We start from the raw sequence: 16,593 nt of genomic DNA, 5'->3' as shown, positions 1-16,593 counted from the left end.
CAAATTTATTGGTATTTACCCGGTATCTTATTGCAGCAGCATATTGTACTCGTTCAGTAATTCCTTCCAGACAAAACGCTGATCAAAATTATCCACAATATAATTTCGGGCAGCCAGGGAATATGAGGTTCGCAGACGGGGATGCTCCATAAGCATTACCATTGCCTGATACACTGCTTCAGCATCCTTTACAGGAACAACGATACCTGTTTTTTCATGCTGTATAATCTCGTTGCATCCGTTAATGTCTGAGACAATACAGGGAACCATAAGGCAACAAGCTTGCATCACTACATTGGGAAACCCCTCCCGATAGCTCGGAAAAACAAAGGCATCAGACGCCGCAATCCAAGGTCTGACATCGGACTGAAAACCAGCCAATATAACGTTCTCTCCATTGTGCAAAAAATCATAGTCTTCTTTACTCAGTGGGTCTAAATCTTGCTCAAATGAACCTATCAACAGCAAATATACTTTCGTTTCCGCTTGCGAAGATATTCGTCTAAATGCTTTGATAATTTCCCCTATGCCTTTGTCCTTCACAATTCGTCCAACAAACGAAAACACAACATCTTCTTTTCTTATTCCATATTTACTGCGAAGCTCATCCACTTGCTTCTCAATATCATCCGATCTTCTAAAATATACTGTATCAATACCATTGCTACTACCCCTGCCAATGATCTTCAATTTATCTTCTCTCGCCCCCATCGATTGGATCATATAGTCTTTTAATCCGGCAGAATTCGGGTAGACTCTTGTAGCACAGAAATAGGTGATCTTTTCTGTTATCACCAATATGAATCGCTTTAATCCAGTTGCTTCCACCAGGGGCAAACCAGCGACAGTATGCATGCGTACAGGCACCCGGCATATCCATGCAGCGAGCATGCCGAGCAGGCCGGCCTTAGGCGTGTGAGTATGCACAATGTGCGGACGAATTGTTCTAATTACCTGTATAATCTTTCCGAGACAAATAAGGTCCTGAACAGGAGTAATTTTCCTGGTTAATGGTACTTCAATATGCTCACCACCTTCTTTCAATACTTCTGATACCTCTTTACCGCCCGCACTCATGGTATACACATCAAAGCCTTGTTCACGCATAAAGCGAAACTGTCCTTTCAATAACAGATGCAAGGAAATCGGAACAGTAGTAATACGCAGTAATCTAGTTCTTTCCATGTACCTGGTAAATTCGGTCAGCAGTTTCTTCCATCGTCAGACTTTCCATTTTATAACGATCCTTACAAAAATTATAGTGATTGAGAATTTCTCTGAGTCCGTTAATACTTTGCTCAGGATAGCTGCCGAAGTTGTGAGGATGCCACCATAAATGATATACTTCATTGCGTTTAGCAGCACGTTCCAGTTCTTTCTTAATTCGATTAATTTTTATCGCATTCAAAAAATACTCGGATGGTCTGTAAGGACGTAACAATCGGCTGGCCGGCAAGCATAACGGTAGTCCTGTACGTACTTCGACCGAATTAAGTGTATACGTATTTTTCTTCCCAATCGGTATATAAGCATCAGCCCCACGGTTAAGGCGTTTCAGGACAGATTCATTTTGTGTACTTTGAATATTCCAGAACCAGTCTCTCGGATTATCACGAACAGCAACGAACCCTTCTTCATAACAAGCACGGAGGTAATCTTCATTGAATTGATTTCGGGGAAATACTAGTGATCTCAATTTTTTACCGTACAATGCAGCCGATTGCTGAGCTGCACGAAGATCAGCCCGAAATTCTTCAAGCGTTTGACCTGCTTCATTACAATAATAATGTGCAAACGTATGAGACGCCAGTTCCTGATGCCGTGTATCCAGAATAATCTTCACTAACGATGCACCATAATGAAAAGGATCTTCGTGTTCATCTTTCCCTATACCTTGCTTATTGATATAATTATAGGCTGACAAGTTCTGATTCTGGTATGTTGGAGTTTTGGATGGTATGGCCCTATACAGTGATTCATAGTTGGAATGAAACAACATACCGACTCCGGCCCAGGTAACGTGTACTTCATGCTTTTCGAAGAGCGAAAGCATCTGAGGTATCACCTTCCTTGTATTAAAAAAATATTGCTTATACTTATCCAGTTGCCATTTCTCAAAACCTCCCCAATGAAGTTCAAAATCCAGTGATATAGTAAAGATGCCCACTTCCAGTTTAAATTTTGATTCCTGATAATTTGCAGCAAGTTTTCAGAAGTATATATACTATCGTAAGACAAACGGAATGTTATCCAGACTGAATCTTAAGTTTAAGCGACTGGAGCTGGGCTAATCTCTTTTTCCGTTCATTTGCCAGCCGCCACTCCTTCATCTTTTCATCATCCATAAATGAAATGATTACAAACATAAACAAGATCATAACCTGGCTTTTTTGACGCATGGCCAGACCGAGATTTCCTGAAATCTGCGCCAACGCTATTGACACTGTGAGGAAACTGAAAAATGCACTCTTTGATAAAAAACTGCCCGTTATCAGGTAGCGAAGTCCTTTTAGCGAAGTCAACATTTTTATAGTTATGGCCAGATAGAATACATTTTCAAAAGATACGATTATACCCAATGCACCTGGCGCATCTACAAACAGCGGCCGATATAAGAATGTAAACACTTGCATGGGCAAGCTATAGTTAGTAATATCAACTCCTGATGTTGCCTTTGATAATTCTTTTGCCCTGTGCGCCAGGTCTAATCCTTCTGTAGCAAAATTATCTTCATTCATTCCCACGAGCGTAAGAACATCTTTGTAGATATAAATAAATACAAGTGATGCGCCTGCCAGGAAGACTACGCGCCAGGCTATGCTTATTCCTTTTGTTGAGAATACAAAACCAATTGCGGATGATACCAGCATAACAAGCATAATATGGGGGCGAACATGGTATATAATAATTCCACCGATAACAATAGCCAGCATTCTCTTTTTAACATTACTGATACCAAAAAAGAAAAGACCTATACCCAGAAAGATAATCGATCCTTTTCCCAAGGATGCCGACCAGAAGTGCAGATTGGGTAGATAGAAAAATATCTTTAGAAGATCTCTGCCATAGAAATAGTGTTTAAACCGGATGTTTTCACGAAAGAAGATATAGAAGTATATAAAACCAAGAAAACCAAAAAACGAGAACAAGGCCATCATGGCTTCGTATGAAAATCCCAGATATTTTATAAAAGGATATGCCAGGAATTCAATGAATATTGTGCTTGTGCCATAGTGCTCACCCCAGGTAGCTCCTCTGAAATCCTGTATAATATTTATATAGTAGCCTTTTGAATCAGACGGATTGAATGACACATAACCATAATACGCCAGTGAAAGCACTATATGATAATAAAAGAGATTCCTTAGCATTACATCATCAATGAAAGGATATTTCGCTTTCATCCGATTAATAATTGCGAATGAAATGATACCCGTTATAAAGATGAGTGCAATCCCTCCAAGCATAACTTAAAAAAGTTCAAGATCGCCTAATGTAGGACTCCAATTTGAAAAACCAACCAGTGAGTGCATATCCTGCAAATTTACGTTGCGAACGGTAACAATGGGACCAATGTTCATATTTCTCAATGAAAGCCCCTTCTTTAAAATGTTCATAGCACTGAAGCCACCCAAAGTTGCATAATCGGCATTATGCTCTTTAATTTTTTTATTTACAAGATTTCGTATAGAATTGAAATCCTCAGTGGCAGTAAAGTAAAAATCGGTTATGCGTAATTCTCTTCCCATGCGGGTTGGCTTAATGCGATAGAAAAACAAATACGGTAATCTTTCCTGCTCCTCGATTCCAGCAGCAAAATATTGGGCCACAGGAACATGTTCATAACGCCAGCGCAGGGAATTGACCGAGTGATCTGTAACCAAACAATTGGAGTAATGCTTTCTATTATCAGTAATAAGCTGCGGCAATCCTTTATGGCCTAAAAAATATGAGACTGATTCATCATTATGATTTTCAAAGGGCTTTACGTTGCTTGTCAGAATATTCCTGATTGTATTGAAGGGCTTCGCTATACAAAGACTAACCGGAAGTTTACCAGCCTCTTTCCATCCCATCTTTAAATATCCCGGCTTACTTTTTTCATTGGGTGTATTAAATACAAAATGCCATCCATTTGCCTTGCATTCATCCAGCAATGAATAAGTAAGTTTGCTAAAAATACCCTTTCCCTGGTAATCGGGATGTGTAGCGGTGTCTACTGCCCGGATGGCTTCAAACGATTGCTCTCCTCTTAACCAGCGCCAACGCATAAACGCTCTGATGCCAATGATAGTATCCCCCTCGGAAGCCACAAGCACAGGCGATTCGCCAAATGGATTCTGTTGATGTTTCCAGAGCCAATATCCCTCCGACTTAGGCATTAATCCCTCGCCCAAACTAGCTTTTAGCAAAGCAACGATAGCCGGCAAATCTGCAACTGTAGCTTTCCGTATTTCCATAAGGAATGAATAAAATTAAGCATTAATCGTTACGAGTGTATTTTGAACATTCCATTTTTGTATGGCTGTTTGCAACGCGATGAAGGTAAAATTTATTTCCTTCATGCGTATTTTCTGTAAATCGCTTCCAGTTCAGCAACCATTTTCTGCATACTGAACAATCTGATTATCTTCTCACGCCCGGCCAGCCCCATTGTCTCCCTGTATTGATCATTTCCTATAAGTCTTACGGCAAAATCTATCAGCTGCTTTGCATCATCAACAGAACAGATCAAACCATCTTTTTCGTGATCGATAACTTCCTTCACTCCTCCTGCATCTGTCGATATTACCGGACAGCCACTGGCCATTGCCTCTAATAATGCTATTGGCAGTCCTTCAAATATTGAACTCATCATATATATATCAAAAGCTGCCAGGTAAGGGCGTACTTCCGTTTGTAAACCTGCCAGGTGAATCCTGCTATTTAAACCCAATGCTTCCCTTTTCTCAATCAGTTTATCCTTCAAAGGTCCATCGCCTACAATAATAAAATGGGCTTGCGGAATCTTCTTCAAAATGGCCGCTGCCAGCTCCATCCAAAGATCGAGGCGTTTCTGAAAGCGGAATACTGCTATCGTTCCAATTACCGGGGCATCAGGTGGAATAGAAAATGATGCCTTTACAGCATTGTAATTCTGTTGCTGATGCGGAACAAAGTGATCAACATTTACACCATTTAACACCACATCCAGGGGCACTCTTAAACCCGGTTTGTTTTTCCTGATCGACTCTTCCACATCTCTTGACACCGCGATGACATGAGTTAATTGCGACATGGTGGCAAGATTCATCCATCGGGTCAATATATGGTAGCGTTCTTGCTTATTATGTTCAGTATACAACACAGGTATACCCGTCACACGTCCCACTTGCCTTGCCACTATTCCTGCCCAGGGTAAATGCGCATGAATTACCTGGATACCCTGGCTACGGACATAACCAACTACATCACGTATACGAAGCAGCATCTGTATATTATTATTTGCAGAAAAACACACAACAGTACCTTCATTGTTCTGCAAACTCTCTACCATCTGATCCTTCCAGGGAAGGAAGTAAATATAGTGAAACTCAAAAACTTCTTTATTGTGAAGTTTCAAGGTTTCTGGCAGCAACATTTCCGCTCCTCCCCGTCCCAGCGATTTAATGATATGAAGTATTTTTATCTTTGAATTCATTCTTATGCAATTACTTATTGTATAGGGCACACGTTGTCATCTCAGGCTTTAAGTATCCTTATCGATTCCTGCCCGGGTCTACGCTTTTTCCTAATTTTCCAATGAGCCCGTGATAAGTCCCGTACACTAAAAGATATAATTTTCGTATTTTACGTTCTTCCCTAAATAGTATGTTTGCTATGTATTTCACATACATAATTATCGTTCTCTTTGTACGCGCCCATGTATAGTCTACAATGCGTGTACGATAATAAAATGTATTGCGAACAACATAATAGTAATACCAGGATGGATGCTTGCTGGTGCGATGATGTAAATGATAGAGAACGGCCTCTTTACACCGATACGGCTCAACATTATATATACGTGGTATTCTGTTTTGCAAATACTCTGTATCCTCACTCCAATAGAAAAGTTCCTTCATAGGGAGGCCTACTTTCTCCACTAATGCACGCGTAAGCAAAATTCCCCACCATCCATAGGATACAATTTCTTCACCAGAACTTTTCAATACTTTCGGAAAAACATACTCATGCTTATCAATATGATTTAGTAAATGTGTAAGACAATCAGGGTCTACCACTACATCATCATCCATAAGCCATGCGTATGAGGAAGTTCCTTCCTGAAAGGTTTTTAATCCATAGTAAAATCCTCCAGCCGGTCCAACATTATCAAAGCATTCAAATGTTACCGGGTTTCCCGCCCTGACAAAGGATTCAAGTACATCAATCGTACCCTGATCATTGGAGTTTACCACTACGTGAACTTTCAAAGCAGCATATTGCTGGTTAAATAAACTCAACAAACACTTTTCAAGTACCGGAGGACGATTGAATGTAACAATGATGGCCAATACTTCTTTCATGACAATACTAAACCTTATTAATACCTTCTTCTCTTCAATGGAACACTTTTATATCGCCTGATCATCCAACTATGATCTTATACTGTTCTGCAAAACGTTTCGCTATATGAGGCATCAAATATTCTCTATATATAAGGTCCTTTCCGGCCTGGGCGAGTCGTTTTCGCAAGGCGTCATTTTCTACCAGTGTATTTAGATGTTTTATATAGACAGACTCATCTTCTTTTTCTACACAATAGCCATTTTCATTGTTAAAGATAATTTCAGGTATACCTCCTACTGCTGAAGCTATTACCGGTACGCCGCATGCGAGGGCTTCCAAAATAACACCAGGCAGCCCTTCAACGCGCGAAGGCATGAGCATAATATCGCTGGATTTGATAATAGAAATAACATCTTTTCTATATCCCCAAAAGCGTACACGTTCACCAATCCCTAATTCTGAAACAAGTTGTTCAAGTTTATTTCTCAATTTTCCGTCTCCTACCAGCCATAAATAACCCTGCTTATAGTTTGTAAAGTAGCCGCTGAATAATCTTAGTAAAAACTCATGATTTTTCTCCGGCACAAAACTACTAACGTTGATAAATACCGGCTCTGACGGCTTTGAATTTAGCGGCAACGATGGTATTTCCTCAAACGGATATGTACCAATCGTGATTGTACAGGAACGATCAGAGGCCCCCTTGTATAATGCAATGAGATCCTGGCGACAGTTCTCGCATACAGATATAAAATAAGAACATTTCTTTAAAAAGAATCTATTGAGGCTTCTATGAAGGCCATTCTTCATAAAGTCGCCCATCTTACTCGCATTTCGAAATATCAACGGAGCCTTCCAGCCATAAAGCACTTTAGAAATGACAGCATATTTTAAAGTATCACTTGCGTTAGCCTGAACAACATCATACTTACCTTGTTTGATTATGTCACGTAAACGCCTATAAGCCTTAAAATCAAAAAATCTCTTTTCCTGAACTGCACCCAACGCTATATATGACAGGCTGAATGACAAATCAAAGTTTTTATGTTCAAATAGATATACAACATCAACCTGATGCCCAAGCTTTATAAGTTCCTCCGAGAGCTGGCAGGCAAAAATCTCTGCCCCCCGAAGCTCGGGTTTCTGAATTATCTGTAATATTTTCATAGACAAGTTAAGAGGTCATCATACGTCTTTTCGTATTGTTCGACGATAGACTGCAAATCAAATTTTGCCATCGCCTGTGCATAAGCATTGAACACTTTATTATTGATTTCGGATGATGTTAGTGCGATACTCATCGCGGTTGCCAAATCCTGTATATCTCCCGGCTTATGTAACGTGGCAGAAGTATTATCAACACATTCCATGTTCTCGGGTATTCTCGAAGCTACAATTGGGACTTTCGCCATCATGGCCTCAATTAGTGCGCCGGGCAACCCTTCATAATGCGATGGAAACACAAAGCAATCGGCAACAGATAACAGCCTGGGTACATCACTTCGATTGCCTAGTAATTTCACATGCTCGTTCAATTCAAGATCAGCGATTGCCTGCTCTATCAATTTTCTGTGCGGACCATCACCGGCAATCAAAAGTATAGTGTCTGTGTGGTCTTTCCGTATTATTTTAAATGCATGAAGAAGATCGATCTGACCTTTCCTATCCAATAGCCTGCTCACATTCAGAATTACCGTTTGATGCTGAATATATAATTCATTCTTTAGCAATTCGGTCTCTGATACAGGTATATTTTGAAAGTCCTGAACATTACGACCTCTGTAAATAACTTTTATCTTTTCCAAAGGTATTCCCAGAGCCTTTGCATTACTGTGTCGTATAGCCTCTGAATTGGAAATAAACAAATCTACTTTACCAGCAGTAAGAGCATCTATCAGCTGCACGCCCTTCAACTTAAGTTTCATCACAAACCCGGCATTCCTGAAACGACTGGGATGGTAGGAATTATTAATAAGACTATTGATCAAAGGCACCTTTAACCTGGAAGCAACTACCCTGCTAATTATATCGGACCGGAACAAAGAGGAGTGAATAATATCAGGTTTACATTTTCTCACTATCTCGGTAACACCTGCTATAGCCTTACTAAAATTATAGGGTGGTGGAATGTTTAACGAATAAACCTGAATTCCTCTTGCCATGTATTTGTCTTTTAACTCCTCTCCTTTGTATACATGGCAAACTATAGGTATATAGGTTTTGAATTGCGGGAGTATATCGAGAAGGCTTTTTTCTGCTCCACCTGTATTTAACGTATCGATCAGGAATAAGACCTTTTTTGACTTCATTACACTAAATTGTTAATATAGCCGGCACTACCTTCATGGGATACAATCTTGGCCGGATTTCCGATAACAACGGCTTTATCCGGCACATCAAAATTAACGAAAGTAAGAGGGGCAATAAGCACATCGTTACCTATCATTATGTTACCTACGATTACCGAATTTGCACCAACCCATACACGATCCCCTAATGTCGGATATCCCTGCTTCTCACCACGGTTCACCTGACCGATTGTGACGCCCTGGGCAACATTGCAATTGCGGCCTATCCTGGTTCTCTGATTAATCACTATACCGCCATAGTGCCCTAAAAAAAAACCTGCTTTAATGCTAACGGTATGCGGTATCTGAAAACCAAATTTTACCTTCAGCCGCTTATGCCATAGCCTTGCCAGGAAGCCAACGGGATGAAGAGAAGAAAACCGGTTGCATAACCGGTGCATCAGCATAAAACGACATCCCGGATGAAACAGAATTACCTGCAATCTTTTCAGACTATTTTTATTTCCCGTATATCGTCCTATATCCTGGCTTATCATCTTATTTCAGTTTAGCAAGTTTCTTATGCAATTTGATAAAAAGTGCTCTTGATAAAATTACACCTGAGAAATACGTCAGCACAATTTTCAGGTCAGCCAATTTATGAGCTTTTAGCACCTTATAATCAAGGGTAGCTTCCTTCTTATTACCACTATAAAAATTCAGCCACATGGATTTATAGTACCAGCGCGTCATCAGAAAAACAGAATTCTGAATTTCCTGCGATTGCTTCGCCATTATAACCTTGTATGCAAAGGCATTCTTGCTATAGTTAATTGTGAGACGGTCGCTCAGATTGTTATCCTTAAAGATAAGATTCTTATGAATAGGAAGTCCCTGGTAAAACTCACTGGCCCGAATAAACCAGTCTGTATCTTCAGCAGCTCTCAACGACTCATCAAATAACCCGATTTTGTCAAAAGCTTCTTTTTTGATCGTAATGCCTGCTGCTGTTCCTACCTGCAGTTGATATAAATATGGTTTTTTGAATTTGGAAAAGCGGTCGGGCAAAGTCCATACCGACCGGGAGACTGGCTCTCCTTCTTTGTAAGCTTCTATGTCTCCGACACCGGTATAGGTAAAACCATAACTATCGTTGGTTGATTCTATAGCCTGTATACTGTACTTCAAAAAATCCGGATGGTACATATCATCCGAATCCAGCAATGAAATATATGGTGTGACCGCATGTTGTATTCCTGCATTTCTGGCTGCCGCTGCACCGGAATTTTTCCGGGTTTTCAATACCTGAATTCGAGGATCGCTAATGGATGAGGCAACTGCAAAGGTCTCATCCGTTGAGCAGTCATCAATCACTAACAATTTCCATTGCTTGAAAGATTGCCTTATTACGCTTTCGACAGACCTTTTGATAATGTTTTCACGGTTATAAACCGGAATAATAACCGTTATTAATTCTGTTGTCCCCATAGTGCATCAAACTCTATAACCTGTCCGTTTGCTTTTTCACGCGTTACAGGAACGAGTGATATAATTCTATATCCCTGGGCTTCAAAGAACTCAATTGATTTCGTATAGTGCGGCATACCGGTATATAAAGGGATTACAGACAGTTCACTTTGAATATACTTAATCAAGTGCTTATGCTTTGATACCCCCTTGAACACTTCCAGGTCAAATCCCTGCGTATCCAACTTTAAAAAAAGAGATTTAACCCCATTAAATACGGGCTGCGACTCTATGAATGAATCAAGTGTTTTAACCGGCACTTCAATTTTTTTGGATACATTGAATTTATCCTTAAATCTTTCAGAGCTTTTATCATTTCCCTGCAGGAAAGAACTTAATTTTGAATCTTCATAGATATTAAAGGACATACTTCCTTCTGATGCACCCAGTGCAAAAGGAAAAATTTCCAACGAAGTATCAGCAGTCTTTAACTTTTGCAACGCTGCCTGCATTTCCGGATTGGGCTCGAATGAAAAAATGCGCCCCTTATAACCAACCTCTGTTCGCAGGTAAGTATAAAACTGACCACAGTTTGCACCAACATCAAGAACCAGGTCTATTCCCTTATCTCTCAATATAGATTGCATTCCGATATAGGCAATGTTATTGAAATATCGGGCTGATCTGATAATATCTCTCTTCTTTCGGTTGGACAGAAACGTTTCCTCGATCAGTTCTTTTATGTTGTTTGTTATCAGTTTAATATTCATACAATGCATTTTTAGAGACGATATTCGATTCTCTTCTTATCGATATCCATTACCTGGTATCCGGCTGCTTCCAGTACAATCTTGCCAGAAAAGGTATAGCAAACAACAAGTATTGCAAGTAGGCCTTTAAACGCAAAGGCTTTTTCATAATCACTTGTCCTATACTTTTGCGAGCCTCATCAATATCACCATGTTGAAATGCCCCAAGCGCATAGATGGTTTTATAATTTGCAAATGCTTCGGGCTCATTCGCAAAATAATCAGCGTGCTTTTTCAGAAAGTGAGCAATGCTTTTATACTTAGCAGAAGAATATGTGTTAAATCGCTCACGCGAGTCTCGAAAATTTACTATAACACCTTCCCTGTCAACAATACAAACCGAGTTTTCATGTAACTTTTTCTGCAACTTCAGGCGCAGGAAGAACTCCGTATTTTCTGAATAGGCAAGCTTAGTATCATATCCACCTATCAATTGAAAAAGCTCTTTGCTGATAGCAAATGCACCCGCAAGCGGTGGCCCGAATTTTCCATTACTTTTTTCAGGCTTAACATGAACGATCTCTTTTCCATTGGGATCAATGTATCTCGCATAACCAAATCCGATGGTGCATGAGTTCTTTGCGAACTCAACACTTAAACTTTCCAGGTATCCTTCTGTGAATCGATCATCCGAATCAAGGAACAGCAGATACTTTCCTTTTGCTGCAGCAGCGCCAGTATTCCTTGCCGTTGAAACACCTGCATTCTGCTGATACAGGTACCGCACCCTTTCGTCCTTTATAGATTCAAGAACACTTTTAGTATTGTCGCTGCTTCCATCATCAACCACTATCACTTCCCATAATTTATACGTTTGCAATACAACGCTGTTCACAGCGTCACAAATTTGGGCTGCACGGTTATACGTTGGAATAATTACCGAGAAAAAAGGATCTGTTGCGGGTACGCTCATAACTAAGCCATGCAAATTATACTATCTGTGAATCCTGTTTGAAATGATTCGTCTTTTCAAAGCCACAATGCCGGTAAGTCTGAAGATTCGCCGTGCATTTCCTAAAACAAAGTGAAACACGCGCGCCTGAAGTGCAGAAGGTTTCGAGCCAAAGTACTTCAAAAGAATTTTGTCGCGCTCATCAAAGCCGGTAGTTGTAATGGTCGAGCTTTTAGATGCCGGTTGTTCACGAAAGGCGCCCAGGTAAAATGGTATATGCCTGATAACAGCAGTTTTTGACATTCTGCACCAAAGGTCAAAATCAATCGCGAACTTCAATTTTTCATCCAACACTCCTGCGCGAAGAAACACATCACGCCTCCAGAAAGTACATTCCTGGGGCAATGCTTTACCAAATTTCAATTGACCTGGAAAGTAAAAAAAATAGGCTCGCTTACTCAGCAGCTTGGAGTTCGGATCAATAATATGCCGGTCACCAAACACTAGTCCGGTGTCTCTATACTTTTGAAAGTATTTGCCAACTATTAGCAATGCTCCCGGAAGCAGCAGGTCATCCGAATTTAACCAGTACAGAATTTCACCCGTTGCTTTTGCAAATCCTTTATTGATGGCATCACCAAAACCCCGGTCTTTCTCACTAATCCAGTATGCCAGACGATCGCTATATTTTTTAATTATATCCACCGAACCGTCTGTACTTCCGCCATCCACCACTATATATTCATAATTAGGATAATCCTGATTAAGCACTGAAAGCATTGTTTCTTCAATGAACTGAGACTGATTAAAGCTTGGCGTTACAATGGATATCTTTGGCAACATACTTTCCGTCATACACCAAAGAGTTTCTTTATATAAGAATTCGTTCTAAACTTCAGTGATAATCCAATACGCTGCTTTTTAGAATACTTTCCATGCCCAAATTTCAGTTTTGGTTTGGATGCGGAAAATTTCGCGTAATCATTATCCAACAACCATTTTGCATATTCATGAAAAAGATCTTTCAAATCAGGTCTTGCTTCCAGTGTAAATTCGCGCGTTTTTATTTTACTAACATACTGCATGTTCAACGGTTTAAAACCACTGAAATGAAAGAAAACAAGTGGATGCTCTTCGTTTACGAAATACTTTCCCTCTTTGCTTAATAGTTTTCGTTCATGAAAATTCCAGCAGGCCATGTTATACCCAGGGTTCATCAATACTTCCACGTCTTTAAAAATCAAAGGAACAAGGTTTATCCATATCTGATCTACAAAAAGGCCGCGCGCATAATCTATATAGCAGTGATCTTTTAAACGCTCTTGCCACCAGACTAAAAAGTTTCCGGATTCTTCTGTATTTCTAATTCCAATAAAGCCAAGGTTATATATACCAACGTTTAGTACCATGGTTTCAAATGGACTGACGGGCAGTTGAGCTTTTGTCAAGTGAGGTGTAATAACGATGTTTTTATTTTTCAGCGATTCATTTAACGACTCCAGACTTGAATAAAAGGCTATATCAGGGTCGATATAATAAACCATACTGTTCTTTCCATACTGTTTAAAAATATACTCGAAATAGAATGGTTTAACAGCCGTATTAAATTCTATTACATTATATTTTGCAAGCATTTCAGAAAAAAAAGCATATCCAATTTCACTATAGGGCAAAACCTCGTAAGGAGCAAAATAGCTATAATCTATCGCCGGATCCCGCTCATCTACGAGGCCAATAATAAAATGAACATCAGGGTTATGCTTTTTTAATGAATCACCTAATGTCTTGGCGTGAGCCAGGTAATTATTGGAACACAGTGTAAAGACAATTGATGTCTGCATGTTTTATCGTTATTTAATTCTTTTGACCGAAGAAGAAGCTTGCCAAGATTAATATACTTTTCCCTGCGGAGGCGGAAGCGAAAGCTTGCGTTTAATCAAATCGATCAGATACAAGCCCTTGCTTTTATAATATCGTTTCAGCACAGACTCTGGTAAATCACGCCAGCCATACCGCACTATTATCTTGTTGATATTTTGCTTAAAAAGATCATTCCGCATTTTAATACTCACTCCCCCCGGAGCAAAATAAGCGATTTTCAGAGGCACATACATTTTACGAATGCTCTTGTTGAAAAAGCATTTCAATGAAAAGTCATAATCGGCATGTGCAGTATAGTCGATATTGAATACCCCTACTTTGTCAAAAACGGATCGCTTACAAAATATAGCCTGATGACAAATATTCTGTTTCAACAATTTCATTGTATCAAACTCGCCATCATAGTTTTCACCATAATCAGGAGAGAATACATTTCCATAGATAAAGTCTACATCATGCTTCTGCAACAACTCCTGAATTTTCGCCAAGACTTCATTATCCCACAAATAATCGTCTGACCCCAAAAAATACAACCATTCTCCGGTGGCTTTCGCAAGACCTTTATTCATGGCATCATATACACCTTTATCTTTCTCACAAATTACCCGCAGCCGTGTATCCTGGTATTTTCTTACGATATCAAGCGTATTATCGGACGATACTCCATCTACAATCAGTATTTCGAAACTTGTAAACGTCTGTGTCAATACACTGTCTATAGCACGACCAATAACCGCTTCTGAGTTATAGGTTGGAATGACGATGGAAAAAAGTGGTGTTGTCATGCAGCTTTAAAGCTATAGGTTTAGAATCTGATTTGCATACGCAACAATCCTGTCTGAATACTGGAAAGATGGTGGCTGAGGTCGCTGCAAAATTACGGACTCCATAATTTCAGCTAATGCTGCCTCATTTGCCGGGTCAAAATAATGTGCCTGGTTTCCACATTGCTCTTTATGTACATTTAAGTGCGAGGCCACAATCACCTGGTCCATCGCTTTGGCGTCTTCTATTACCGTGCTCCATCCTTCGAACAAAGAGGGCTGTATAATCGCCAGTGAATGTTTCATCAACTGAAGCTGTTCGCTCCGGTCAATAAATCCAAGAAAGCGAACCTGTTCTTCTATACCGTTTTGCCGGGCATATTCTTTCAAAGATTCTGCATAACCCGGGTTTCGGTAATCTTTTTCATTACCTGTAAATGCAACTTTATATATATATCCCTTGTGTTTTAAGCGGGCTATTGCTTTCAGAATTACAATATGATTCTTATGCGCCCAAAACTGATTGGGTGACATAAAATACGGTGCTTCCAGGCTATACTTTGAACGAAGAGCTGATATACTCAAATGCTCAAAAGCGGGTAACGTAGTGGCAAAGGGCATCACTACAACCTCACTCCTGTGCGCCGGATAAAACTTGTTAAAGTCGGATCTTGCATCTTCACTGCTTAACACAAGCTTCAGAGGCAACGAAGCGATTCCATCAAAATTTTTATCACGAATATTGATCTCCTCTTCAGAAAAAAAATGCTGCAGATATTTATGCTGAAAATCGGCAATCCAAAAAATCTTTCTCACCCTGGTGAGACTTCCACTATCGACATAGGCAGGCGAAACACAGGGGAACACAAAATCAACTATGCCGGGCTCATATTGAGGTGTGTAGCGATAATTTTTATCCACCAGGCGTCTGACTTTTATATATACCCGCTCTAACAGTGACGCAGGCTTTTGCAGCGGCAAAAATTCAAGAGCTGGATAGGCTGTTGCCTGAATTTCCGGACTTATTTCTTTCTTATAAAAAATTACAATGACCGGCTTTTCAGGATCGGGCAAATGCTTGAGAGCCCGAATAATATTTAAAAGATAGTAGAGTCCACCTGTCCAACTACTGTCAAAGCTAAAAATCAAGCCAATTCTTTTCCTTGCAGCCATTGCAGATAGCGTTTAATACCTTCCTCAAAACTAATGCTTTGTTTATATCCCAGGGCGGCAAGGGCAGTAATATCGGCGCACCAGTTTAAAGGATCGCCAGGACGCACTGCATTATTAAAAGTATAGTTAAACTGTATGCCACTTTGCTTTTTAAATATGGCAATAGCATCCTCGATAAACACTTCTTCGCCATTGCCTACATTAATTATTTCCGCTTGGAACGAAGCATTTTCTATGACGCATGAGATTGCTAAAACCAGGTCGTCTATAAAAATAAAATCACGTGATTCTTTTCCCGTACCGAAGAGTGTTATTGTGTCTGATTGTCTGATTTTTTGATACCAGTCCCAGAACAATTGCTTGCGTAAGCCCGGACCAAAAGCCGAGAATATCCGGATTGAACAGGTTAATATTTTAAAATAGGAATAGAATTCCCGGCAAATCATTTCGGAATAGTACTTATGCCAGCCATAAGGAGATAGTGGCTGGGGAAGCATGTTTTCCGTAACAGGCAACCGCGCGGGATTTCCATAAACAGCTGCCGAAGATAAATTCAGAAATTTACATGCCGGTTGATGTTTCCGTATCGCCTCCAGAATCAAATATACATTTCTGGCATTCAGGTTATAGTCGCGCAACGGATGAGCAAATGAGTCTGGAACGCTCGCTGCTCCGGAACAGTTGATACATATATCGAAAGTGTTACCTTCAAATATTTCGTCATAAGAAGCATTCGTTGCATCTACCTGGAAATAACGGTCATCATTATATTCAACAACAACGTCACA

At 40.0% G+C, this 16,593-nt stretch carries 17 protein-coding genes; all 17 read right to left on the bottom strand.

What is annotated here, in order from left to right:
• Positions 1 to 27: 27 nt before the first annotated feature.
• On the bottom strand, positions 28 to 1,185 hold the full coding sequence (locus V7Q33_RS11010; RefSeq protein ID WP_333819872.1) for a glycosyltransferase family 4 protein: 1,158 nt from the start codon (positions 1,183 to 1,185) through the stop codon (positions 28 to 30).
• A complete protein-coding gene (locus V7Q33_RS11005) occupies positions 1,172 to 2,167 on the bottom strand; it encodes a polysaccharide deacetylase family protein (protein WP_333819871.1) in 996 nt (331 codons plus the stop codon). Before V7Q33_RS11005 ends, V7Q33_RS11010 begins: the two co-directional genes overlap by 14 nt.
• A gap of 79 nt (positions 2,168 to 2,246) precedes the next feature.
• Positions 2,247 to 3,467 (bottom strand): hypothetical protein, encoded by a 1,221-nt coding sequence (locus V7Q33_RS11000; RefSeq protein WP_331976470.1) that lies wholly within the window; start codon positions 3,465 to 3,467, stop codon positions 2,247 to 2,249.
• Positions 3,468 to 3,470: 3 nt separating this feature from the next.
• A complete protein-coding gene (locus V7Q33_RS10995) occupies positions 3,471 to 4,460 on the bottom strand; it encodes a GNAT family N-acetyltransferase (protein ID WP_333819870.1) in 990 nt (329 codons plus the stop codon).
• Positions 4,461 to 4,561: 101 nt separating this feature from the next.
• Complete coding sequence (locus V7Q33_RS10990; protein ID WP_333819869.1) at positions 4,562 to 5,680, bottom strand: glycosyltransferase family 4 protein; 1,119 nt, start codon at positions 5,678 to 5,680, stop codon at positions 4,562 to 4,564.
• 58 nt (positions 5,681 to 5,738) lie between these two features.
• Positions 5,739 to 6,548: a glycosyltransferase gene (locus tag V7Q33_RS10985; protein WP_331976464.1), complete on the bottom strand. Its 810-nt coding sequence runs from the start codon at positions 6,546 to 6,548 to the stop codon at positions 5,739 to 5,741.
• A 61-nt stretch (positions 6,549 to 6,609) separates the two neighbouring features.
• Entirely contained in the window at positions 6,610 to 7,698 is a 1,089-nt protein-coding gene (locus V7Q33_RS10980; RefSeq protein ID WP_333819868.1) for a glycosyltransferase family 4 protein, read from the bottom strand.
• The gene (locus V7Q33_RS10975) at positions 7,695 to 8,840 is read right to left on the bottom strand and encodes a glycosyltransferase (RefSeq protein ID WP_333819867.1); all 1,146 of its coding nucleotides are present in this window, start codon (positions 8,838 to 8,840) and stop codon (positions 7,695 to 7,697) included. The genes V7Q33_RS10980 and V7Q33_RS10975 overlap by 4 nt, the downstream gene beginning before the upstream one ends.
• Positions 8,840 to 9,376, bottom strand: coding sequence for a serine O-acetyltransferase (locus tag V7Q33_RS10970; RefSeq protein ID WP_331976458.1), 537 nt, complete (start codon positions 9,374 to 9,376; stop codon positions 8,840 to 8,842). Before V7Q33_RS10970 ends, V7Q33_RS10975 begins: the two co-directional genes overlap by 1 nt.
• 1 nt (position 9,377) lies before the next feature.
• Entirely contained in the window at positions 9,378 to 10,307 is a 930-nt protein-coding gene (locus V7Q33_RS10965; protein WP_333819866.1) for a glycosyltransferase family 2 protein, read from the bottom strand.
• Positions 10,289 to 11,056 (bottom strand): FkbM family methyltransferase, encoded by a 768-nt coding sequence (locus V7Q33_RS10960; protein ID WP_333819865.1) that lies wholly within the window; start codon positions 11,054 to 11,056, stop codon positions 10,289 to 10,291. Before V7Q33_RS10960 ends, V7Q33_RS10965 begins: the two co-directional genes overlap by 19 nt.
• Before the next feature lie 49 nt (positions 11,057 to 11,105).
• Complete coding sequence (locus V7Q33_RS10955; protein WP_333819864.1) at positions 11,106 to 12,008, bottom strand: glycosyltransferase family 2 protein; 903 nt, start codon at positions 12,006 to 12,008, stop codon at positions 11,106 to 11,108.
• A gap of 21 nt (positions 12,009 to 12,029) precedes the next feature.
• Positions 12,030 to 12,842 carry a glycosyltransferase family 2 protein gene (locus tag V7Q33_RS10950; protein ID WP_333819863.1) on the bottom strand — a complete coding sequence of 271 codons (813 nt, stop codon included), beginning with the start codon at positions 12,840 to 12,842 and terminating at the stop codon, positions 12,030 to 12,032.
• Entirely contained in the window at positions 12,839 to 13,828 is a 990-nt protein-coding gene (locus V7Q33_RS10945; protein WP_333819862.1) for a glycosyl transferase, read from the bottom strand. Before V7Q33_RS10945 ends, V7Q33_RS10950 begins: the two co-directional genes overlap by 4 nt.
• Before the next feature lie 48 nt (positions 13,829 to 13,876).
• Positions 13,877 to 14,653, bottom strand: a complete 777-nt coding sequence (locus V7Q33_RS10940; RefSeq protein WP_331976446.1) for a glycosyltransferase family 2 protein — start codon at positions 14,651 to 14,653, stop codon at positions 13,877 to 13,879.
• 12 nt (positions 14,654 to 14,665) lie between these two features.
• Positions 14,666 to 15,805 carry a glycosyltransferase family 4 protein gene (locus V7Q33_RS10935; RefSeq protein ID WP_331976444.1) on the bottom strand — a complete coding sequence of 380 codons (1,140 nt, stop codon included), beginning with the start codon at positions 15,803 to 15,805 and terminating at the stop codon, positions 14,666 to 14,668.
• On the bottom strand, positions 15,778 to 16,593 hold an 816-nt coding region (locus V7Q33_RS10930), incomplete at its 5' end, for an NAD-dependent epimerase/dehydratase family protein (RefSeq protein WP_333819861.1). The genes V7Q33_RS10935 and V7Q33_RS10930, both read right to left, overlap by 28 nt.

Source organism: Ohtaekwangia sp., assembly GCF_036786105.1.
Lineage (GTDB): Bacteria > Bacteroidota > Bacteroidia > Cytophagales > Cyclobacteriaceae > Ohtaekwangia.
The sequence above is the reverse complement of the archived record's forward strand: the minus strand, read 5'-3'. Positions and strand labels throughout refer to the sequence as shown.